The 22,962-nt window shown below is 27.4% G+C and carries 26 protein-coding genes and 1 riboswitch; of the genes, 8 read left to right on the top strand and 18 right to left on the bottom strand.

Annotated features, from left to right (window positions below; translation table 11 throughout):
- The first annotated feature begins 246 nt into the window (after window positions 1-246).
- Complete coding sequence (spoVG, locus tag V2W16_RS04260; RefSeq protein WP_138269243.1) at window positions 247-525, top strand: septation regulator SpoVG; 279 nt, start codon at window positions 247-249, stop codon at window positions 523-525.
- Between the two features lie 111 nt (window positions 526-636).
- On the opposite strand, the gene V2W16_RS04265 is transcribed toward spoVG, so the two are convergent.
- Window positions 637-1,203, bottom strand: a complete 567-nt coding sequence (locus tag V2W16_RS04265; RefSeq protein ID WP_329382022.1) for an ECF transporter S component — start codon at window positions 1,201-1,203, stop codon at window positions 637-639.
- 82 nt (window positions 1,204-1,285) lie between these two features.
- Window positions 1,286-1,398, bottom strand: a riboswitch (FMN riboswitch).
- A 151-nt stretch (window positions 1,399-1,549) separates the two neighbouring features.
- Between V2W16_RS04265 and V2W16_RS04270 the strand changes: the two genes are divergently transcribed.
- Window positions 1,550-1,792, top strand: a complete 243-nt coding sequence (locus V2W16_RS04270) for a helix-turn-helix domain-containing protein (RefSeq protein WP_329382025.1) — start codon at window positions 1,550-1,552, stop codon at window positions 1,790-1,792.
- Between the two features lie 79 nt (window positions 1,793-1,871).
- On the opposite strand, the gene deoC is transcribed toward V2W16_RS04270, so the two are convergent.
- Both deoC and V2W16_RS04280 read right to left on the bottom strand, forming a co-directional pair.
- Window positions 1,872-2,543: a deoxyribose-phosphate aldolase gene (gene deoC, locus V2W16_RS04275; RefSeq protein ID WP_329382028.1), complete on the bottom strand. Its 672-nt coding sequence runs from the start codon at window positions 2,541-2,543 to the stop codon at window positions 1,872-1,874.
- A gap of 47 nt (window positions 2,544-2,590) precedes the next feature.
- On the bottom strand, window positions 2,591-3,688 hold the full coding sequence (locus V2W16_RS04280) for a galactitol-1-phosphate 5-dehydrogenase (protein WP_329382031.1): 1,098 nt from the start codon (window positions 3,686-3,688) through the stop codon (window positions 2,591-2,593).
- 176 nt (window positions 3,689-3,864) lie between these two features.
- Here V2W16_RS04280 and V2W16_RS04285 point away from each other — a divergent pair, with 176 nt between their 5' ends.
- Window positions 3,865-4,797, top strand: a complete 933-nt coding sequence (locus V2W16_RS04285) for a sugar-binding transcriptional regulator (RefSeq protein WP_329382034.1) — start codon at window positions 3,865-3,867, stop codon at window positions 4,795-4,797.
- A 132-nt stretch (window positions 4,798-4,929) separates the two neighbouring features.
- Here the strand turns inward: V2W16_RS04285 and V2W16_RS04290 are convergent, their stop codons facing one another.
- Window positions 4,930-5,130, bottom strand: coding sequence for a hypothetical protein (locus V2W16_RS04290; protein WP_329382037.1), 201 nt, complete (start codon window positions 5,128-5,130; stop codon window positions 4,930-4,932).
- 219 nt (window positions 5,131-5,349) lie between these two features.
- Complete coding sequence (locus tag V2W16_RS04295; protein WP_329382041.1) at window positions 5,350-5,556, bottom strand: MerR family transcriptional regulator; 207 nt, start codon at window positions 5,554-5,556, stop codon at window positions 5,350-5,352.
- Window positions 5,557-5,649: 93 nt separating this feature from the next.
- On the opposite strand from V2W16_RS04295, the gene V2W16_RS04300 reads away from it, so the two are divergent.
- Complete coding sequence (locus V2W16_RS04300) at window positions 5,650-6,990, top strand: MATE family efflux transporter (RefSeq protein WP_329382044.1); 1,341 nt, start codon at window positions 5,650-5,652, stop codon at window positions 6,988-6,990.
- Window positions 6,991-7,015: 25 nt separating this feature from the next.
- Here the strand turns inward: V2W16_RS04300 and V2W16_RS04305 are convergent, their stop codons facing one another.
- Both V2W16_RS04305 and V2W16_RS04310 read right to left on the bottom strand, forming a co-directional pair.
- The gene (locus V2W16_RS04305) at window positions 7,016-7,462 is read right to left on the bottom strand and encodes a threonine/serine exporter family protein (protein WP_329382046.1); all 447 of its coding nucleotides are present in this window, start codon (window positions 7,460-7,462) and stop codon (window positions 7,016-7,018) included.
- A 1-nt stretch (window position 7,463) separates the two neighbouring features.
- The gene (locus V2W16_RS04310) at window positions 7,464-8,216 is read right to left on the bottom strand and encodes a threonine/serine exporter family protein (protein ID WP_329382049.1); all 753 of its coding nucleotides are present in this window, start codon (window positions 8,214-8,216) and stop codon (window positions 7,464-7,466) included.
- Between the two features lie 270 nt (window positions 8,217-8,486).
- Between V2W16_RS04310 and V2W16_RS04315 the strand changes: the two genes are divergently transcribed.
- Window positions 8,487-9,956 (top strand): FAD-dependent oxidoreductase, encoded by a 1,470-nt coding sequence (locus V2W16_RS04315; protein WP_329382052.1) that lies wholly within the window; start codon window positions 8,487-8,489, stop codon window positions 9,954-9,956.
- Between the two features lie 5 nt (window positions 9,957-9,961).
- On the opposite strand, the gene V2W16_RS04320 is transcribed toward V2W16_RS04315, so the two are convergent.
- The 5 genes from V2W16_RS04320 to V2W16_RS04340 form a co-directional block, all read right to left on the bottom strand.
- The gene (locus V2W16_RS04320; RefSeq protein WP_329382055.1) at window positions 9,962-10,519 is read right to left on the bottom strand and encodes a DNA-3-methyladenine glycosylase I; all 558 of its coding nucleotides are present in this window, start codon (window positions 10,517-10,519) and stop codon (window positions 9,962-9,964) included.
- A gap of 2 nt (window positions 10,520-10,521) precedes the next feature.
- Window positions 10,522-11,286 carry an EFR1 family ferrodoxin gene (locus V2W16_RS04325; protein WP_329382058.1) on the bottom strand — a complete coding sequence of 255 codons (765 nt, stop codon included), beginning with the start codon at window positions 11,284-11,286 and terminating at the stop codon, window positions 10,522-10,524.
- Between the two features lie 11 nt (window positions 11,287-11,297).
- Window positions 11,298-11,624 carry an ArsR/SmtB family transcription factor gene (locus V2W16_RS04330; RefSeq protein WP_329382059.1) on the bottom strand — a complete coding sequence of 109 codons (327 nt, stop codon included), beginning with the start codon at window positions 11,622-11,624 and terminating at the stop codon, window positions 11,298-11,300.
- Window positions 11,625-11,738: 114 nt separating this feature from the next.
- Window positions 11,739-12,287, bottom strand: coding sequence for a ferredoxin domain-containing protein (locus V2W16_RS04335; RefSeq protein WP_329382062.1), 549 nt, complete (start codon window positions 12,285-12,287; stop codon window positions 11,739-11,741).
- A gap of 25 nt (window positions 12,288-12,312) precedes the next feature.
- Window positions 12,313-12,723 carry a MarR family winged helix-turn-helix transcriptional regulator gene (locus tag V2W16_RS04340; protein ID WP_329382065.1) on the bottom strand — a complete coding sequence of 137 codons (411 nt, stop codon included), beginning with the start codon at window positions 12,721-12,723 and terminating at the stop codon, window positions 12,313-12,315.
- 136 nt (window positions 12,724-12,859) lie between these two features.
- On the opposite strand from V2W16_RS04340, the gene ybaK reads away from it, so the two are divergent.
- Complete coding sequence (ybaK, locus tag V2W16_RS04345; protein WP_329382068.1) at window positions 12,860-13,327, top strand: Cys-tRNA(Pro) deacylase; 468 nt, start codon at window positions 12,860-12,862, stop codon at window positions 13,325-13,327.
- A gap of 28 nt (window positions 13,328-13,355) precedes the next feature.
- Here ybaK and V2W16_RS04350 read toward each other — a convergent pair whose 3' ends face one another.
- The 3 genes from V2W16_RS04350 to V2W16_RS04360 form a co-directional block, all read right to left on the bottom strand.
- Window positions 13,356-14,072 (bottom strand): ABC transporter permease, encoded by a 717-nt coding sequence (locus V2W16_RS04350; RefSeq protein WP_329382071.1) that lies wholly within the window; start codon window positions 14,070-14,072, stop codon window positions 13,356-13,358.
- Window positions 14,072-14,932, bottom strand: a complete 861-nt coding sequence (locus tag V2W16_RS04355) for an ABC transporter ATP-binding protein (protein WP_329382074.1) — start codon at window positions 14,930-14,932, stop codon at window positions 14,072-14,074. Before V2W16_RS04355 ends, V2W16_RS04350 begins: the two co-directional genes overlap by 1 nt.
- A 113-nt stretch (window positions 14,933-15,045) precedes the next feature.
- The gene (locus V2W16_RS04360; protein WP_329382078.1) at window positions 15,046-15,651 is read right to left on the bottom strand and encodes a TetR/AcrR family transcriptional regulator; all 606 of its coding nucleotides are present in this window, start codon (window positions 15,649-15,651) and stop codon (window positions 15,046-15,048) included.
- Window positions 15,652-15,834: 183 nt separating this feature from the next.
- Here V2W16_RS04360 and V2W16_RS04365 point away from each other — a divergent pair, with 183 nt between their 5' ends.
- Both V2W16_RS04365 and V2W16_RS04370 read left to right on the top strand, forming a co-directional pair.
- Window positions 15,835-17,907, top strand: a complete 2,073-nt coding sequence (locus tag V2W16_RS04365; protein WP_329382081.1) for an efflux RND transporter permease subunit — start codon at window positions 15,835-15,837, stop codon at window positions 17,905-17,907.
- Between the two features lie 3 nt (window positions 17,908-17,910).
- Window positions 17,911-19,569: a hypothetical protein gene (locus tag V2W16_RS04370; RefSeq protein WP_329382084.1), complete on the top strand. Its 1,659-nt coding sequence runs from the start codon at window positions 17,911-17,913 to the stop codon at window positions 19,567-19,569.
- A 35-nt stretch (window positions 19,570-19,604) separates the two neighbouring features.
- On the opposite strand, the gene bilS is transcribed toward V2W16_RS04370, so the two are convergent.
- The 3 genes from bilS to dnaA all read right to left on the bottom strand — a co-directional run bounded on the left by bilS (window position 19,605) and on the right by dnaA (window position 22,859).
- Window positions 19,605-20,108: a flavodoxin family protein BilS gene (bilS, locus tag V2W16_RS04375; protein ID WP_329382087.1), complete on the bottom strand. Its 504-nt coding sequence runs from the start codon at window positions 20,106-20,108 to the stop codon at window positions 19,605-19,607.
- A gap of 89 nt (window positions 20,109-20,197) precedes the next feature.
- Entirely contained in the window at window positions 20,198-21,301 is a 1,104-nt protein-coding gene (gene dnaN, locus V2W16_RS04380) for a DNA polymerase III subunit beta (protein ID WP_329382090.1), read from the bottom strand.
- 184 nt (window positions 21,302-21,485) lie between these two features.
- Entirely contained in the window at window positions 21,486-22,859 is a 1,374-nt protein-coding gene (dnaA, locus tag V2W16_RS04385; RefSeq protein ID WP_329382093.1) for a chromosomal replication initiator protein DnaA, read from the bottom strand.
- Between the last annotated feature and the right edge of the window lie 103 nt (window positions 22,860-22,962).

Consider the following 22,962-nt stretch of genomic DNA (forward strand, 5'->3'; position numbering starts at 1 on the left):
TAAACTTTAACACTTATTTATTTCATTATATGCTTATTATATACTTAATATATTTTACTATCTTTCAATGATTTTTACAATATTTATTTATATTATAATTATATTAAAAAAATCGGCAAATATTTAAAGTAAAAACATCATGTTGAAAAATTATGAAATCCTTTATTCATAGGTATGTAATCGTTATTGCAATTCTTAAATTTATAATGTATAATATATTTAACAGAATAAAGGGAGGAAAGACAAATGCAAATCACAGACATTAGGGTAAGAAAGACATATGACGAAGGAAAGATGAAAGCGATCGTATCTGTTACTTTTGATGATCAATTCGTAATTCATGACATCAAAATAATTGAAGGAGACAATGGGGTATTTATTGCTATGCCTAGTAGAAAAATGCCTAATGGTGAATTCAAAGATATTGCACATCCGATAAACCTTGAAACAAGAGTCGAAATGCAAAACAAAGTTTTGGAAGCTTATGAGGATAAACTAAAAGAGCTGGCCGAAGAAGCAGAATAATTATTAAGAACGAATGCCCCTGTTTAAGGGGCTTTTTTATATAAAAAAAATTAAAGCCTCTCGTTTTGAGAGGCTAAATGGATTCATTAAGTAAAGATTTTATTATTATTTCTATTTTGTTGTATTTACTCTTGCACTATCAGGTCTTGTCTTTATAAAGTTACTGATAGGTTTATATACAATAAAAGTTATTATGCAGTTAATACCGGCTTTTAAAATATTAAAAGGTATTACCGCAACAGGAAGTGATGCTTTTACAGCTTCTAATGGCATACCGTAAAAATTAGTTGTAATTACCAAGTTTGCCGGAATCATAACAAGAACCATTGCTATAGCTCCAAGAACAAGCCCTAATACAGCACCTTTTCTTGTTTTGTTTTTACTGTATACAAATCCTGCAACTCCTACAAGTGCGCTGCTTGAGATTATGTGCATCAAAGCACCTACCCAGCCGTTCATAGCACTTACGGTTAGTGCTTGTATACAGCTTGAAATTATAACGGATATTATTCCTGTTACAGGTCCGAACATTAAACCAATAATAAGAAGTGGAACATCCATTGGTTCATATTCAAGCCATGCAGCCGATGGCATAATTGGAAATCGTACAATAAGCATTAATACGATTGACAATGCAATAAGCATTGAAACTGTTACAAGTCTTCTAGTGTCTTTCATTTTTTTTATACCTCCTTAAAATTTAAGGTATACATAAAAAAATAGTAATCACCCTTCAGGAAATTACTAAAAAAAATACTTTATGTATCCTCTCTCATCCGGACTTTACCGTCGGTAAAGGAATTTCACCTTTTCAGCTTTCGCTCGCAGACTATAACTGCCGGTAGGGAATTTCACCCAACCCTGAAGATTGTTCACCTTATATTATAATATTTTTTTCAAAAAGTCAACATAAAGTCGCCATAGGTTACTTTTTAAATTTAATAAAATCATGTAAAATAGAAAAAAGAAATTTGATTTTGGCTAAATTTAATTTATGTAATATTAATAAACGGAGGTGAATAAAATGCAACTTAGGGAAGCTATAAATAAAAAAATAATGACGCTATGTGAAGAAAGCGGATATTCCATAAATTCACTTGCAAACATGGCAGGTATTCCTCCTACTACTCTTTACAGTATGTTCGATGGAAAATGTAAAAACCCGGGAATAAAGACAATTAAAATCTTATGTGACTTTTTTGAAATAAGCATAAGGGATTTCTTTAATGGTGAATTATTTAATGATATAGACAAAGGTTTTGAATAATCATTTATATTTTAATTATCAATAAAAAAGAAGAGAATATATTCTCTTCTTTTTTATGTATTAAGAAAAATGTAAGTTACTATTTGCTTGCTGCGTCAATTTCATCAAACATAGCTTGTGTTCTTGAAATACCAAGTCTTGAACAACCAGCTTTTAAGAATGCTTCAGCATCAGCAACTGTTGAAATACCGCCGGCAGCTTTAATTTGAACTCTTGTTGTATCGATATTTGCTTTCATGATTGCGATATCTTCAAGTGTAGCACCACCTGATGAGAAACCTGTAGATGTTTTAACAAATCCAGCACCAGCATCAGAACAAATTCTTGAAGCTTTTGCGATTTCATCTTTTGTTAATAAGCAGTTTTCTAAGATAACTTTGATATTAGCAGGAGAAGCATTTACTACTGCATGAACATCGTTAAATACTGTATCATAATCACCTGATTTTAAAGCTGAAACGTTAAGTACGATATCAACTTCTGTTGCACCCATGTTGTATACTCTTTGAGTATCAGCAACTTTTGATTCTGTAAGTTCTGCACCGTTTGGGAAACCAACACATGCACATACTGCTGTTTCAGAACCTTTTAGAATATCATAAGCCATTTTTACTCTTGATGGAGTAACACATACAGTTCTACATTTCCATTCTTTTGCGAATTGGATTCCTTTTCTTACTTCATCATAAGTTAATTGTGGTTTTAATAAAGAGTGGTCATTTACTCTTGCTAATTCGTATTTTGTTAACATATTAATTTTCTCCTTAAATTTTATTTATATTTTATTTTAATTAAAAACTATTTTCCAGGTTCGTAACCATCTTGTGTAATTACGATTTTGTTAAAGAATTCTTTTCTTTCAATTAATTCAAATGCATCTTTTACATCATCAACTTTAAATCTATGAGAAATAATTGATGTTAAGTCAAGTAAACCTTTCTTAGCAGCATCTATTGTTGCACAGAATTCTTCATATTCAGGTGTAAAGTTATAGCACCAAGAACCTTTTATTGTAAGTTCTTTTCTTAAAATACATTTATCATAAGATTTATCAAGAACATTTACATCTCCGTGTGGAGTACCTATACATGTAAATGTACCGTGTTTCTTTAAGCATTGTATTGCTTGGTTAAATGTTATTGGAGAACCTGCTGCTTCTATACATACTTCAGGACCATCTTCACCAGTATATTCTTTAATTTTTGCAACAACTTCTTCATTTGTCATATTTAATGAGTTAATTGTATAAGTAGCGCCTACTTTCTTTATTAAGTCAAGTTTTTCATCTTTAATATCAACTGCGATTACCATTCTTGCTCCGCAGATGTTTGCCCATTGAACCATATAGTATCCAACAGGACCTGTACCAAATACTACAACTGCATCGTTAACTTTGATACCGGCTCTTAAAGCACCGTGTAGTGAAATAACAGCAGGGTCGATTTGGCAAATCATATCCCAACTAAAGTCATCAGGACATACATAACATTGTGTAGCTTTTACTGCAACGTATTGACCAAAACCTCCGTCACTTCTTGAACCTGTGTAGCCGTATGTATCACATAAATTTATATTACCATTTAAGCAGTCTTTACATTTTCCGCATCCTGTCATAGGGTTTACGTCAACTCTTTGACCTACTTTTAATTCTTCTCTTAAGTCAAGGTCTTTTACACCTTTACCGATTTCAACTATTTCACCACCGAATTCATGACCTAGTGTTGTAGGGAAGTGATATGTACCTGTTGAGAAAACTCTACCTAAGTCAGAACCACATATACCTGCACAGTATACTCTAAGTAATACTTCGTCATCTTTTATTTGTGGAATATCCACTTCGTCACATCTTATGTCGTTGATAGCATGAAGTCTGCCAGCTTTCATTTTGCCTTGCATTTTTTTTCCTCCTAAGAAACTTAAAAATATTTATATTTTATTGACATCACTTAATTGATATGTTAATATTTATTTGTTCATATGAACACTTTAAATGCTCATATGTTCAATTTCAACCGTATTATATAATAAAAGATTTTATATGTCAACCACTTTTATAATTTTAGGAGAAAAAAATGTTAGATAATAATACCCTTTCAAAAATAGCAAAAATGTACTATCTTGACGGCATGACCCAAAAGCAAATAGGGGACAGCATGGGTATTTCAAGAATAGGAATATCAAGAGCACTTAAAAGATGTATAGATGAAGGAATAGTCGAAATAAAAATAAAAGAGTTTACTCCTTTAAACGATTTGGAGGAAGCATTAAAAAATAAATATCCTAATGTAGACTTTAAAGTTGTTCCATATTTTAAAGACAGTAAAAAATTAACTCGTTCTCTTGCAGACGGTGCCGGTGAAGAGTTAAAAGATATGGTAAAAAAATATAATAATATAGGTATAGGCTGGGGAAACACTTTAAGTCATATTAATATTGAAAGTGACATAAAATACCCTGAAAAAACTTTTGTTTCTCTTCTTGGAGGATACGGAAATGTATCAATAGACCGTCATTCAAATCAAATTACCGCAAAAATAGGTGAAGTATTCGGCAGTAAAGCAATGGTGCTTCTTGCGCCTTCCATAGTAGACAATAAAAAATTTAAAGACATAATAATAAATGAAGGTTCAATAAAAGAAGTATTCGATATGTATAAAAAATTAGACTGCGTTATAACATCTCTTGGTAATCCTGCAGACGACAATGCAACAATACATAAATCAGGATACTTTAAAGATGAAGATTTAAAAGAATTAAAACAAAGAGATATATGCTGCGATATTGTTTCTTCAATATTCCTAGATAGAGACGGTAACGAAGGAGCTTTAGATATACTTGACAGAATCATAGGAATAAGCTGTGACGTTTATAAAAAAGTACCTTACAAAGTAGCTGTTGCAGGTGGAGAAAGCAAAATGTTCGCAATTTATCTTGCAGTTAAAAGCGGATATGTTAATAAATTAATAACAGATGAAAATACGGCAAACTATCTTCTAAATAAATAAAAAAAGAGATTAATTAATCTCTTTTTTTATTTCAATATAAGTTTTATAAAAATCATATATTTTATTTTCTTCCCTTGCAGAAGCTAAAAATCTGCTTATAATATACCCTGTTTCGTATTTTTTCTGCACTTTTTATAAAAGACTATTAAGGTTATTTGGATAATCTTTTACTACTTCTTCTTTCATCAAACAAACGGCATATTTATTGTTATTTTTCTGCCATATAATATCGTTATTATTTTTAGGCTTTATTACGGTTATTCCCCTTTGTTCTTTATCGGTAGCATTTGAATGTTGAACTCTGGAATATAAATATGGATTTTTTATATACATTTTTATTTTTTCTTTTTGTGTAAGTTCAAATGATACAATACACTCAGTATCTATATCAGCAATTATATAATCCTTATCCTTTAATTCATTTATTATATTTAAAGCTTTTTGATGTTGTTTTAATCTTTGTATTTGTCTATTAATTAAAGCTTTTTGATTTTCAAGTTCTTTTAAATGTTCACTACAAAAAAACTCTTGTTCTATAATATTTTTATTTTTTTAATTTAAAATATCTTTTAAAGGAATTCCCAAATTTTTATAAAAAACAATATCGGAAATTTTCATTAAATCAGGAAGGGAATATTCCCTGTAATTATTATCTTCTTTTCTTGGAGACAATAACCCCTTCTTTTCCCAAAATCTAAGTGTTGAAGTTGGAATATTAAAAAATTTAGATATATCTCCTATTGAAAAAACATCTTTCATTTTTATTCTCCTAAAAGTTTTAATATATTTTATCATAAAAACCATTGACCTTAAACTATGTTTAAACTTTATAATTTACTTCGAGGTGAAAAAATGAAAAATATTTTAATGTTTAAGGATGTAAAAAATATAAATTTCTATAAGGTTTTAAAATTTATAATACCAACATATCTTACTGCTTTATTTACTACTTTATATACAATAGTAGACGGTATATACGTTTCACAATATGTAGGAACAAATGCACTTGCTGCAATAAACATAGTATATCCAATAGTTAATTTATTAACCGGAATTGCAATGATGTTTGCAGTAGGAGGAAGTTCTCTTTCTTCTATATATCTTGGAAAAAACGACAAAACAAAAGCAAATCAAATGTTTCAATTTTGTATTGTTTCAAGCTTAATAATAGGAATTATTATTTCCTGGGTAATACTTCTTTATTTATCGGATATATTAGTTTTTCTCGGTGCAACAAGTATAACGTTAGATTACTGTGAAATATATATAAAAATTTGGCTGTTTGGAACAATAGCCATTATGCTTAAAGAAATCTTTGTTTATTTTATAAGAATTGACGGAAACCCAAAAATAAGTTTTATAGTTTCGGCATCTGGAGGTATTTTAAATATTATTCTCGATTATATATTTGTAGGTAAAATGTCACTTGGAATTTTTGGGGCAGGAATAGCAACAATACTTGGACTTATCCTTTCAATGATTTTGGGAATAATTTATTTTATAAAATATAGTAATAATATAAAATTTAAAATAGAAAAAATAAAATTAAACTTTCTACCTCCTTGCATTGTAAATGGTTCTTCTGAATTTATAAATCAGCTTGCAATAGCAATTACAACTGTTGTTTTTAATAAAACAGCTCTTACATATGCGGGAGATGACGGTGTTGCTGCTGTTTCTATAATAATGTACGTACAATTTATTTTCCTTGGTATTTATACCGGATATTCAATGGGTATATCTCCGCTTCTTGGTTATAATTATGGAAATAAAAATAAAGACGTACTTATTAAACTGGAAAAATATTCATATAGATTTTTTAGCATTATACCAAGTGTTTTATATATAATATCTTTTATATTTGCTCCTTTGGCAGTATCATTTTTTGCAACAAAAGGAACAAATGTATACAACTTAGGTGTAATGGGAATGAGAATATATTCCATAGGATACTTTTTCTCGGGACTTAGTATTTTTACGGCAGTAAGACTTACTTCCTATGCAAAAGGTCAATACTCAGCGGTTATAACCTCTCTTAGATCCTTTATACTTTTAATACTGTTTTTAAAAATTCTTCCTTTATTCTTTGATTTAAACGGAATGTGGATGGCTGTTCCTTTTGCTGAAATAACAACTTTTATTATTACGTTGATTTTAATATTTAAAACTAAAAAAATACCAAGACAAATATAAAAAAATCATGCATAAGCATGATTTTTTATTTTAATTTATATCGTTGAAATTTTGTAAATATCTGCATTATTGACGTAATAATGATTATTCCAAAAGATATAGCCGCAGCTTCTTTCATTACAAGAGAAAAATAATATATAAATTTATCCATATTGCCCGTTACCAGATTATACATTGTATAGTATAAATCTCCTCCGGGAATTAAAGGTATCAGTATTGGAACCAAAAGAACAATAACGGGAGTTTTTATTTTTCTTGCTAAAATTTCCGAAAATAAAGAGAGTATGGTTGTTGTTATAAAAAGAGTTGTAACTTTACTTCCGTTAAAACTAAAGAAAAACAAATAACAAATCCAGCCTATGGCAGAACCAATACCTATAATAGAAAGTTTATCTCTTTTTATATTAAATAAAATCGCAAAACCAAGAGAACCTATAACCGCCATAATTATCTGTATAATACCTTGTAACATTTTAACCTCCTATAGGAATTAATATAAAAGCAAAACCCATTGCAATAGCTATTGCCTTTAAAATTGATTCCAAAACTCCAAGAAGACCGGAAATAATATCCCCGTTTATCATATCTCTTAATGAAGATGTAAGAGTAAGTCCGGGAATAAGAAGCATAATATTTCCTATAATAATCTTGTCTATATTTTCACCTATACCTATACTATTTAAAACAACAGCACAAAGAGCGGTTATTAGTGAAGAAAGAAGGCTGGTTACAAAATTGTTTATTTTTAATTTGTTTAATGAATTAACCGTAAAATACATTACTCCTCCGGTTATCATAGAAGCAATACTATCCATTAAACTTCCACCGAAAAATACTGAAAAAGCACCTGAGACAAAAACATAAGAAAGAAATATAAGTTTTTTATTGTATTTATTAGTATTCCTTATTTTATCTATTTCTTTTTTTAACTCATTCATGCTTAATGTTTTTACACATATGTCTCTGGATAGCTGGTTTACGTATTCAACTTGTTCGAGGTTTGTTTCATATTTTTTTATTCTTCTTGTTTGAGTAATTATATTACTATCTGAAAATTTAACAGTCAGAATAATAGTAGAAGTTATTGTAAAAATATCTACTTTTTGTAATAAATAAGCTTTTCCTATTCTGTTTAAAGTATCTTCAACCCTGCTTACTTCAGCTCCAGAAGTAAGCAGTATCTCACCCAAATCCAACATATATGAAACAAGTTTTTCTTCTTGCATTTTAAATCCTTTCGATATTTATTGGGTTATTATATTATATTAATTTTTAATATGTTTTTGTATATTAATTAAAAAATTTTACATATAAATTATCTTTATTAATATAATTTTTTCTTAAAGTTTTAATATAAATTTTTTATATTAAAAACTAATATAAATTATACTCTTATTATAAAGTATATATTATCCTTTCTAATTTTTTATTTTTCGACCTTATATATTTCCTATAATTGTCAATAATATATAAAAAATAGATTTAGAGGTATTATTATGAATTCATTATGGGAAAACACCGTTAACTTACCGATGTATGAAGAATTAAATAAAAACATAAATGTAGATGTTGCAATAATAGGGGGAGGAATATCAGGAATTCTTACTGCTTATAAGTTAAAAAAACAAGGAATAAAAGCAGTTATTTTTGAAAAAGACAGAATATGTCAAAAAACTACGGCTTATACAACGGGAAAAATTACTCTTGCACACTCACTTATATATGAAGAACTTATAAGTAATTTTGGTACTTATAAAGCAAGGGAGTATGCATATTTAAATAAAAAAGCAATAGAAGAATATGAGAATATAATAAAAGAGGAAAACATAGAGTGCGATTTTGAAAAATGCAATGCTTATTTATATACAAAAGAAGATGAAAATAAATTAATAAAAGAATATAATGCCCTTTTAAAATGTGATATAGAATGTGAATATATAAATGAAAGCTTACTTCCTTTAAAATTTAAAGGTGCCATTAAATATAAAAAACAAGCAAAATTCAATCCATTTAAATTTATAAAACACATATTAAAAGACCTTACTATATACGAAAATACTTTTATAGAAGAAGTAAAAGCCAAAAGAAAAACTCTTTTTACAGACAGCGGATACAAAATAAAAGCAAATAAAATAATATTTGCATGTTCTTTTCCTTTTTTAAATGTTCCGGGATATTATTTTTTAAGAATGCACCAAGAACTTTCATACTTTTTAATTTTAAAAAATACAAAAAAATTAAAAGATATATATTTAAATGTGGATGAAAAAGGATACTCTTTTAGAGGTTACGACGATATATTATTATTTGGAGGAGAAAAACACAGAAGCGGAGAAAACAAAACAGGTGAAAAATATCAAAATTTAAGAGATGAAATAAAAAAACTATATCCTGGATTTGAAGAAATAGGACATTATGCAAGTGAAGATTGTATGACTATTGATAAAGTACCCTATATAGGTTTGTTTTCAAAAGCATTTAAAGATGTTTATGTAATTACAGGTTTTAATAAATGGGGTATGACGTCTTCAATGGTTGCCGCAAATATAATAAGCGATATGATACTTAAGGGATTTGATTATAAAGATAGTATATTTTCTCCCGAAAGGTTTGATACAAAAGGAATAAAAAAATCAATACTTAAAGAAGGTCCTTATTCAATAAAAGGAATAGGAAAAGAATTTTTAAATATTCCAGATACTACACTTAAGTCTCTTCCGTTAGGTCATGGAGGAATAGTAGAATATAAAGGAGAAAAAGTAGGAGTATATAAAGACGAAGAAGGAAACTGTTATATAGTTCCAAGCAAATGTCCTCATTTAAACTGCGAACTTTCGTGGAATCCTGATGAAAAAACATGGGACTGTCCATGTCACGGTTCAAGATTTGATTATATGGGAAATATTATTTATTCTCCAAGTATTTATGATTTAGAATGTATAGAAAAAAAGGTTAAGAAAGAATAACTTTCTTAACCTTTATATTTAAAACAATCTATTTCATGGTCGTTTATTATTCCAATAGCTTGAAGATATGAATAAATAATAGTACTTCCGACATACTTCATTCCTCTTTTCTTTAAATCCATTGAAACTTTATCTGAAAGAGGACTTGTTGTATTAAAATTATCATCTTTATTTTTTATTATTTCTCCATTTGTAAAAGACCATATATAATTAGAAAAACTCCCGTATTCTTCCTGTATTTTTACAAATATTTTTGCATTTGATATTGATGATTTTATTTTGTTTTTATTTCTTATTATATCTTTATTTTCTAAAAGTTCATTTATTTTATCTTCATCATAATTTATAACTTTATTATAATCAAAATTATCATATGCTTTTTTAAATGCTTCTCTTTTTTTAAGTATTGTTATCCATGAAAGACCGGCTTGAAAAGACTCTAAAATAAGCATTTCAAAAAGTATTCTATCATCATAAACAGGAACACCCCATTCATTATCATGATAAGCTATATAAATTTCGCTTTTTAAATCTACCCACTTACATCTTTTTTTATTATCCATTATTATATGAAAAGTTCGTTTTCCTTTCTGCCTTCACATGCTTTTTTTAGTTTTTTTCTTGCAGCCATTAACATAACTTTATTTAAATTTCTTGCATTATAGTCGCATACTTTTATACATCTCATACAAGAAATACATTTATCTTTATCTGTTTTATCAGGTTCATTAAAATCAATTGCACCAACAGGACACTCAGCTGCACATTTACCGCATTTTATACAGTTCTTATCTGCTTTTGGAACCATTGGAATAGCACCATATTTTTTATAAGGATTATTACCGGGTACTTCAATTTCTTCAAAATTATTACTTTCAATTTTTTCTTTTATTTTTATAGCATAATCTTTTATTTCATTTACATCATTTTCATCAGGTCTGCCTTTTGCAAATTCATTCATAATAGAATGTTCACAAACTACTCCCATTGCAGCAACAACCTTAAACCCATTATTATTTAAAATATCCTTAAGCTCTATTAAGGTATCTTCATAAGCTCTGTTTCCATAAGTAGTAATTATTATGCAAGGAGTATTATTTCCTTTTAATTTACTTATTCTTTCCCTCGCAGTTGAAGGAACTCTTCCACCAAAAGAAGGAACGCCAACAATGCAAATTTCATTTTCATTAAATTCATACTTTGAATAATCTTCGTCTTTTTTTGATAAATCTAAATTACAAGTATCATCACTTATTGTGTTTCCAACTGTTTCTACAACCTTTTTTGTAGAAAATGTAGGGCTGAAATATACATTGTTTACTTTTTTCATATTTATCTCCTTTATTTTATATATTCTTCCAAATCTTTAAAAAATCTAATAAGAGTTTTTAAACTGCTGCTTTCTTTATTTATATAATAATAATTTTTTGTTCCTTCTTTTCTCATATCAACTACATTATTCTCTTTTAATACTTTTAAATGATGGGATATTGCAGTTCTTGAAGCTAAAACTTTATCAGATAATTCACAGGCTCTAAAGCCTTTACCATCACAATTTATCATCATATAAACGATTATAGCCTGCCTTGTTTCATCTCCTAAAGCAGAAATAACATTTTTACAATCCTTAAACTCCTTTATTACATTTTCATTACATTTTTTAATCATAAATAAACCTTCCACAAATATAATTATTATTATAAAATAAAAGATTTTTCATATCAATTCAATATTGGTTAAGTAAATCGAAACAATAAAAAAAGACAATATAAAATTGTCTTTTTATTTTTTCTTTACTCTATCAAAGTAAGGACTCTTACCGCTTATACTAATTGGAATACCTTGCCATAATATATCTTTTTCTTTTATAAAGTCCATTTCTTCAAATACTTTACCTATAGAAAACATTACTCTGCTGTCAACTCTGTTATCAGCTGCAACAGAAACTGCAGAACCAATAGCAATACCAAGGTCTATTGTATTAAAAGCACATCTTCCGCCATGTTCTTTATTTTCTTCACAGTTTTTAAATCCGCAGAAAGAACAATGAGGAAGTCCTTTATAAGATTTTTTTACACCTATTAAAACAACTGCACCTGATGCTCTTAAATTTTTAGCATCTCTTACATAATGTCCTTCAGTTTCACCAAATTCTCTAAGATAAACTTCATCCATTTTATCTGCAAGTTTAACTTTTTCACTGCCTGTCAAAACAAGGGTAATAATATCATCTACACCTTTTGTTTTTGGAGCCGTTCTTGCCGCAGCACACATTTTTGCCGCTGTTTCCATTAAAGCTTTTTCTTCCATTTGTCTTTCTTCGTAAAACATTTTTTTATCTCCTTTATATAAAAATTTATAAATTATCTATTATTTCAAAAATTTCAAGAGATTTATTATAATTATCCATTCCCAAAATTTTTTCAATATTATCTTGAGCTTCATGCCATAAAGGTATGGCAATATCTAAAATTTCTTTTCCTTTTTTTGTAACTATAACTTGTTTATTTCTCTCATTCTCTTTTGAAATATCTTCTATTATCCCTTCTTTAAACAAAGTTTTTAAATTTCTTACAACAGTTGTTCTTTCAAGTCTTACCTTAGATGCTATATCACTTATTGAAGCTGGCTGTATTTTTAAAATATTTTTTATTAAAGAAAACTGATTTAAAGTAAGAGAGCTTTCCTTTAAATAATCGTCATAATATTTTGTTATGTTATTTGCAGCTCTTCTAAAATTAATACAATAACATCCTTTACTTTTCATAAAAATTTCCTTTCGTGTATATACACTATAACATAAAATATAAATGTTGTAAAGCATATAAATATTTAATTTTATCTTTAATATATAAAAATTTTCATTATAATATACTTATTAATTTATATAAAAGAGGTAAATTATGAGTGAAAAGACAAATGTAATGAGAATTTTATCTCAAAAGAAAATTAACTATAAAAGTTATTCATATGATCCAAATCAAGGTTTAAGCGGAAACGATGTTGCAAAATCTTTAAACCAAAATGAAAATCAAGTCTTTAAAACACTTGTTACAGTAGGGAAGAGTAAGGAACATTATGTTTTTGTAATACCTGTAAATAAAGAATTAAATCTTAAAAAAGCCGCAAAAAGCGTTAGTGAAAAATCAATATCAATGATTAAAGAAAAAGAACTTCTTCCTTTAACAGGGTATATACACGGTGGATGTTCTCCTATTGGTATGAAAAAGTTTTTTACAACTGTTATAAACGAAACGGCAAAAGATTTTGAAACAATAATATTTTCTGCAGGAAAAGTTGGGTATCAAGTAGAAGTAAATATTGAAGATTTAAAAAAAGTTATTAAATTTAAACTTGACGATATAGTATAAAAAAACAGCACTTTTAAGTGCTGTTTTTTTAGTCTGATAATTTCTTTTGATTATATACAAATGTAAATATTGTAAGTAAAACAACTACGTTAACCAACATTATAGATACACCTGAAAAAGTAAAGTTATTTGCTATATCAAATAATATAATCATAAGTTCTCCACTGTATAAAAATGAAGCTATAGCAGTTATAATAGCATTTGATGAACCTACTGCCAATAAAGGAATAAATGCAAATATTAATGAAACAGGAAGAGTTGCTCCTGCAATATTTGCCCCACTCTTAACTAAAACACCAACAATAGCTCCAAGTATTGTCGAACATAAAATACCAATAGCAATTACAAGTAAAAACTTAGGTATATAAACAGGATCTAAGTGAAGTAGTGGTAAAAATAAACAAGATGTTATCATATTAATTATAAAAACAAAACTTCCAACACCTAATAAATATTGCATAGGTCTTATGTTTGATAAAATTAAAACTCTTAAAGTATTTTTATCTTTTTCTTCGGCAATTAAAGCTGCTGTAACCATTAAAGGTATCATAGAAACATGCATCATTAAAAATACCAAAGGATTTGTTCCTGCATTCCCTTTCATAGCCATTGATATAACATATGTAAACACAGGGAAAAGTAAGAAAAGAAATACTATTCTATTACTTTTAAAAGCATCTTTTATTTCTTTCTTAAATATAGCTTTTATTTTTCTAAATGAATTATTACTTTTTGCTTTTTTCATTATATTAACTTCCTTCCCGTAAGTGAAATAAATACAGTTTCTAAAGTTGGTTCTGATGAATGAATTGAAACAACTTCATTATTTCTAAAGTGATCAGCTATTTTATCTGCACATTCACTATTATTTTGATAAATAACTTCTTCGCCTGATTTTAATAACATTTTAACTTCGTTTTTATCATTATATTTTCTGCAAAGTTCATCGGGAACTCCGTATTCAACAATAACCCCTTCATTAAGAAGTGCAACATGGTCGCAAAGTTTGCTTGCTTCTTCCATATTATGTGTAGTTAAAAATATTGTTGTTCCTTTTTCTTTAAGTTCAAATAATAAATTATGTATTTTTTGAGAAGTTAAAGGGTCAAGACCGCTTGTTGGTTCATCTAAGAATAAAAGTTCCGGTTGATGAAGAATAGCTCTTGCTATTACAAGTCTTTGTCTCATACCTTTTGATAGATTTCCTGCTTTTTCCCATTTATCATCAGCAAGATCTACTTTATCAAAAATATCATGAACATCTTGTCTTGACATACCATAAATATCAGCAAAAAGAAGTATATTATCAAAACAAGTAAGTCTTTCGTATACACCACTGTCATCAAGAACCATACCTATTTTTTCATAATCTTCATTTTGAAGTTTTATACATTCTTTTCCAAATACTTCAGCTATACCAAGATCTGATGTTATTTGTCCTGTAAGAATTTTTATTAAAGTTGTTTTACCTGCACCTGATGGTCCAAGAAAACCGAGAATTTCTCCTTTTTTTACATTAAAAGTAACGTCTTTTAATGCTTCTTTTTCTCCAAATTTCTTATTAATGTGTTCGAGTTTAATAACTACATCTTTATTTTTATTCATATATTACCTCGTTTGATCTTTACTTTTATTTGATATTCCAAATAAAAAAACTTATTTTAAATTATATATGTTTTTAAATAAGTAGTCAACAACTTATATAATTAAAAAAGACCTTAAAGGTCTTTTTTAATTATATGATTATCTATTATAGAACGTATATCTTTATATAAATATTTCTTTAATACATCAAGGTGTACAGGTTCACTATATAAAATTACATTATGACATGTTGAATTAACAAGTTCTAATATTGTATAAAACATAAATTCATAATTATCAAATTCATAACCTGAATTTTTTATCATCTCATCAAAATATGTTTTAAACTTACTATCTTCACTATTTTCTATTATTACTTTTTTAAAAACGCCCCAGCTTAAATTTTTCGATATAAAGCTTAATATTACAGGATTATTATTTAATGTATCAACTATATAATCTACAAAAAACAAAACTTTTTCATGAAATGAATTTATATCTTCTTTATCGAGGGCTCTTTTAGCCATATTAAAAATTTCATTTGATTTATTATATATAAGTATATCTTTAATCTCATATTTATTTTTAAAGTATAAATAAAAAGTCCCTTTTGCAACCTTTGCCTTTTTTGTTATATCGGATACAGATGTATTTTCTATTCCTTTTGTAGTAAATAAAATAAAAGCACAATCAAGAAGATTATCCAATTTTTTTCTTTTCTTATCTTCAATAATACCCATAATAATCTCTCCTTAATAAAAAAGTAGCACATTAAAAATATTTTGTCAATTGATTAAATTATAAAAAATGACTAATAGTCAATTTTTTATTTAAATAATATTGACTATTGGTCATTTTCGTATTATAATCCCATATAATAAAAATGACTAATAGTCATTTTTATTATAAAAGGAGGAGAGCTAATGAATAAAATATCACAAAAAATAGTAAAACATAGAATTCTTATTTTATTAATTGCTGTTTTACTGTTAATACCTTCTGTTATAGGGTTTATAAACACAAAAATAAATTATGATATCCTTTCTTATCTTCCAAAAGATTTGGAGACGATGAAAGGTCAAGATGTGCTCATGGATGAATTCGGTAAAGGCGGATTTTCCATGTATATAGTAAAAGGAATGGATAATAAACAAGTTGAAAATTTAAAAGAAAAAATAGAAAAAGTAAACCATGTTGACTCAGTAATATGGTATGACGATATCTTGGATTTATCCGTACCAAAAGAAATACTGCCTGATAATATTTATAGCACTTTTAACAATAAAGATGAAACTTTAATGGCTATATTCTATGATACTTCAATGGGTTCAGACGAAACTATGCAGGCGGTTGAAGATATAAGAAATATTTCAAATGAAGAATGTTTTGTAAGCGGAATGTCTTCTGTAGTAACGGATATAAAAAATCTTATCAACCATGAAACGGTTGTATATGTAATAATTGCCGCTATACTTACTGGATTAATTTTAGGTTTTTCAATGGATTCTTTTATGATACCTGTATTTTTCTTACTTAGTATAGGTATTTCAATAATATACAACCTTGGAAGTAACTTCTTCTTTGATGATATATCTTTTATAACCAAAGCTCTTGCCGCTGTTTTACAGTTAGCTGTTACGATGGACTATTCTATATTTTTATATCACAGATACCAAGAAGAACTTGCTAATTACCAAGGTAAAAACGAAGCTATGGCTCATGCAATAACAAATACTTTTACATCTATAGTAGGAAGTTCAATAACTACAATAGCAGGATTTTTATCCCTTTGTTTTATGACATTTACTTTAGGACTTAATCTTGGAACAGTAATGGCAAAAGGTGTTGTAATAGGAATAATATCTTGTGTAACTATTCTTCCATCACTAATACTTACTTTTGAAAAATCTATTAATAAATTTAAACATAGAAACTTTATGCCAAGTTTTGATAAGCTTAGTAATTTTGTCATAAAAAATTATAAAGTATTTGCAATTCTATTCTTAGTAATATTGATACCTTCAATATACGGATACAACAATACAAAAGTTTACTATAACTTATACGATACATTACCTCAAACATGTGAAAGTATAAAAGCAAATAACGAAATAGAAAAAACATTTAATATAGGTTCAACTCATATGGTTCTTCTTGATAAAGATATTTCAAGAAAAGAAAGTTATGAATTAACAAAAAAAATAGAAAATATTAATGGAGTAAAAGATGTTTTATCAATGGATACAATAATTGATCCATCAATGCCTGATGAAATAATACCAAATGAATTAAAAGATCAAATTGAAAGTAATAACTATAAACTAATGATTATTAATTCTAACTATAAAACAGCATCAGATGAAGTAAATAATCAAATAACAAAAATACAAAATTTAACAAAATCATATGATAAAAATTCAATGTTTATAGGTGAAGCTCCTTGTACAAAAGATCTTATTGATGTTACAGACCATGATTTTAAAGTTGTAAATTATATATCAATAACCGCAGTATTCTTAATAATACTTACAGTATTCAAATCAATTTCAATACCGGTAATTTTGGTAACAATAATCGAATTTGCAATATTTATAAATATGGGACTATCCTTCTACACCAATACTACAATTCCTTTTGTTGCATCAATAGTAATAGGAACCATACAACTTGGAGCAACTGTTGATTATGCAATATTAATGACTACAAGATATAAAGAAGAAAGAGAAAAAGGAATGGCAAAAAAAGATGCGGTATTATTAGCTTTAAAAACTTCAACAAGCTCAATTATCGTAAGTGCTTTAGGATTCTTCTTATCAACTCTGGGAGTTTCTTTATATTCAAAAATAGATATGATAAGTGCAATTTGTACTCTTTTATCAAGAGGCGCAATAATAAGTATGTTTGTAGTAATACTAATGCTTCCTAGTGCACTTATGATATTCGATAAATTAATAATAAAAACAACTTATAAATTTAACGTAAAAGAAGGAGAATAAAAAATGAAAAATAAAAAGAAAGTATTATCTTTAATATTATCATCTTTATTTGCTTTATCAATTTGTACTCAAAGCGTATTTGCAAAAGATTCAAACGTAAGTAAAGAAGAAAGCGTTTATGTTATATCAGATGCCGACGGAAACGTTAATAAAGAAATCGTAAGCGTAACATTAAAAGGCGGTAAAAAAGGAGAAAAAATAGAAGATAAAACAAACTTAAATGATATTGAAAATTTAAAAGGAAATGAAACTTTTGATAAAAAATTTTCAGAAGTAGTATGGAATTCACAAGGAAAAGATATAACATATCAAGGAACTTCAAATAAAAAACTTCCTGTAAATATTAAAATGACTTATTATTTAAACGGTGAAAAAATATCTGCAAAAGATATTGCACATAAAAGCGGTAAAATAAAAATAAGAATAGACTATGATAACGTAACATTTGAGAATAATGCTTTTATGGCAGTATCAGGAATGATTTTAGATTCAAGTAAAATAAGTAATATAAAAGTTACAAACGGAAAAAGTGTAGATGAAGGAGAAAATACAGTTGTAATGTGTTATGCTTTTCCGGGACTTGATGAATCTATTTCAGTAAGAGGTTTTGATATTCCTTCATATGCAGAAATAACTTTTGATGCAAAAGATTTTACAATGGACGGAACAATGAGTTATGTAACAAATGAAGTTTATAAAGACATTAACTTAGACGATGTTGACAGTATTATGGATTTAACAAATTCATTAAATAAATTAAGCAGTTCTTCAAAAGAACTTGTTAACGGTTCAAAATCATTAAACGAAGGTATTAATCTTTTAATAGATAAATCAGGAACTCTTACAACAGGGATAGATAAACTAAACAGCGGTGCAAAACAACTTGCAAAAGGAAGCGAACAACTAAAAGTCAGTGCTAATGATTTAAAAGACGGAGCAAGCCTTTTATCTGATAATATAGGAAAACTATCATCAGGTATAGAAGCTACAAAAAACGGAAGCACTAAACTTAAAGATGGAATAAATACAGCAGGTAACAGCCTTAGTGAAACAATAAGCTACAACGAGCAAGTATTAAGCGGATTAAATACTACAATTGAACAACTTGAAAAATCTCAGCCTGACAGTCCTTTACTTGCAAATTTAAAAACAATGCAATCTACTTTATCACAAACTATAAATGCACAAAAACAAATTCAGTACAGCTTAACTAGTAATGAAGAAGGTACTATTTTAAATGGTGCTTCAAGTATTGAAAGCGGTCTTGATACATTATATTCATCAAGTAATAGATTAAAAACTGAGGGAAGCGACCAGATAGTTTTAGGAGTAGATCAATTTATAAATCAAGGTATTAATCCTTTAATTCAAGGAAGCAAAGATTTAGACAGCGGACTTACAACATTAAAACAAGGAAGCGATAAACTAATTGAAGGAATATCAGCCCTTGAAAAAGGTTCTAAAGAATTAGAAGAAGGAATGGATACTTTTGATAAAGAAGGAATAGAAAAATTAGTAAGTACACTTGGAAGTCTTGATAGTTTAAAAGGAAGAATTCATAGTGTAGTAGATAATGCAAACAGTTATGATAACTTTTCAGGACTTAGTGACGGTATGAATGGAAGCGTTAAATTTATATATAAAACAGAAGCTATAAAATAACAAATAAAAAAAGAATAACTAATGTTATTCTTTTTTTATTTATATTCACTTAAAAATTGTTCCAAATTTTTAACATCTTCATCATTTGGATGATTTAGAGCTATATCAAAATTTTTTATCATATCTTTTATTCCTTCATTATCAGGATTTTCTTTAAGTATATTCTCATATCTTTTTCTTATTCCCATTCCCATTTTACCCTGACATATAAAGTAATCAATATATTCGCAGCTTTCATTTATTGATTTTTTTACATTATCTATTATCTTATCGTAATATTCTTTATTACTCATAAATCCTGCAGTACCAAATAAAACTATCTTTTTATCTTTTATCTTACTTAAAAGTTCTTTTATTTCATCGGTTGCATTTCCTTTATCTGTCCAAAAGCCCACAAAAACAATATCTTCATTATTGTCTTCATAAACACCATTATATTTTTCAAATTTAACAATTTTATCTTTTAATATTTCATTTATTTTATTTGCAATAAATTCTGTGTTCCCAGTTAAAGAATTATAATATATACTGTATTTCATAACTTTCTCCTTATGTATTTCTATTTATTATATATATTTTTATATTTTTTCAAATACTTTTAACAAAAAAAGAACCAAAAAGGTTCTTTTTAAGAAAGTCTTACAGGCATTATTAGATAAGTATATTTCTTTGAATTTACCGGTTTTATCAAACAAGGACTGTTTGAAGAATTAAATTCAAGTATAACTTTTTCATCTTCAATAACTTTAAGAGCGTCTATTATATATCTGCTGTTGAAAGATATATCAAGATCTTCTCCGCTTAAATTAATAGAAATATTTTCTTCTACATTACCAAAAGCAGATTTACTTGTAAGAAGTAAATTATTTTCGCTAAAATGCATTGTTATAAGATGAGCTCTTCCTTCATCTGAAATGATTGAAGCTCTTTCACAAGCTGACAATAATTCCATTCTGTTCATTTTAACAATTGTTTTGCTTTCTTTTGGAAGAAGATTTACATAATCAATAAATTGACCTTGTAATAAACTTGAAATAATTTGTGTTCTTCCAACACTTGCTATGAATTTTTTATCATTAATATTTAAGAATACATCATCTTCATAATTTGTAAGTATTTTATTAAGCTCGTTTAAAGTACTTGCAGGAACGACACATTTTATATTATTCATATATCTTTCCTTTGATTGTTCGCTTCTTATAGCCATTCTGAAGCCGTCTATTGCAACGAATTTAATATCTTCATCATTATTTTCTATAAGTATACCTGTTAAAATAGGTGAAACAGAATCAGAACTTGCACAAGCAAATGATGTTTCTTTAATCATGTTTCTTATTGTAGCGTTATCCATTTTTATAAAGTCATTTATATTGTAAACTTCTTTATTTGGGAAAGTTCTGTAATCCATGGCAGAAATATTAAATTTAGAATTTAAACAAGTAAGTTTAATATTGTTATTTTCATCTGCATCTATTTCTACTTCTCCGTTATCGAAGCTTCTTACTATATCACTTAGTATTCTTGAATTAATAAGCAGTTTACCTTCTCTTATCACTTTTGCATCTATTATTGTAGATATTTGTATTTCTTTATTTGTAGCATATAGAGAAAGTACATCATCATAACTTTCAAGAAGTATTCCTTCTAAAGAGCCTACATTTCTAAGTGTTGTTGCTTTACTTACAGTTACAAGTGCTTTTAGGAATTCATTTCTGTCTACTTTTATATTCATGTTTTCATCCTTTCATGTTTAGTGTGACCTATCTATATAATATTTAATTTTTATTAAAAAGTAATAGTATTAGTAGTGTTGATAATGTTGATAACTTCATTTATCCTTTTTAATAAGCATTTTTTGACGAATTTTTAATGTTAATAAATCAAAATATTTATAGGATAAGTCTATTAATAAGTTGTTATTTACTGTTTTTTATGCTTGATGTTATCTTATCTATTTCTTCTTGAAGTCCGCCGTTTGTTTTTAAATCTTCTTTTATTTTGTCATATCCGTGTATTACTGTTGAATGATCTCTTCCTCCGTAATATTCTCCTATTGTAGGTAGAGAATTATCAGTAAGTTCTCTTGATAAGTACATACATATTTGTCTTGGATACGCTATATTTTTTGTTCTTCTTTTTGATAAAATATCATCTTTTGTTATATTGTAATATTCACAAACAACTTTTGTTATTAAATCAAGAGATATTTTTTTATCACTTATATCAATTATATCTTTTAATCCTTTTTTTACAAGGTCTAATGTTAAAGGTTTATTATAAAATTCGCTTAATGCCATTACCTTTAAAAGTACGCCTTCAAGTTCTCTTATGTTGGATTCAATATTTTCTGCTATATAATTAAGTATTTCGTTACTTACCTGATAGTTTTCTTCTTTAGCTTTCTTTCTTAAAATTGCAAGTCTTGTTTCAAAATCAGGCATTGATATATCGCATATAAGTCCAAGCGAGAATCTTGAACGAAGTCTGTCTTCAAGATTATGTATTTCTTTAGGTGGTTTATCAGATGTAAGTACTATTTGTTTATTTGAACCTTGAAGTGCATTAAATGTATGGAAAAATTCATTTTGTGTTTCGTTTTTTCCGGCAATAAATTGTATATCGTCTATTAAAAGTACATCTGCGTTTCTGTATTTATTTCTAAATTGTACATTTGTTTTATTTTGTATTGCATCTAAAAACTCATTTAAGAATTGTTCGCTTGATAGCAGCACTACCTTTTTTGTAGGGTCTTTTCTTAAAATATGTTGTGCTATTGCGTGCATTAAGTGAGTTTTACCAAGTCCAACTCCTCCATATATAAAAAGCGGATTGTATTTCTTAGCCGGAGCATCTGCAACCGCAACTGATGCTGCGTGAGCAAATCTGTTATTTGCACCTACAACAAAGGAATCAAATGTATATTTAGGATTAAGCTGAATATATGAAGTATTATATATATTATATTCAACGTTTTTTTCATTTTCTTTTGTTGCTGCTATTTCTTTTAGTGCTTCTTCTTTTGTATATACCATATCGTTTGAAGAAGCGACCACAAACTTAACTTTTATGTATCTTTGAGTATAGTATTTTAATGCGTTTTCAACCAGTACCGCATATTGACCCTCAAGTAAAATTTTATTTCCCTCATCCGGTACTTGAAGATAGAATGTATCATCTTCAAAGGCTAGGGGTGTAATGGATGATTCAAAGTATTCTTTGAATACAAAATCCGAAAGTTCATCTTCCAGATATTCTAGTGCGTTATTCCATAGTTCTTGTTCAAAAGACATTACAACCTCCAAAATAATATTGATATATAAATCAATCTAATTTTTTTTATTCTTTTTGACAAATTATTCACATATGAGTTATCAACATATAAACGAACGAAAA

It is taken from the genome of Anaerofustis butyriciformans (assembly GCF_036289385.1).
GTDB lineage: Bacteria > Bacillota > Clostridia > Eubacteriales > Anaerofustaceae > Anaerofustis > Anaerofustis butyriciformans.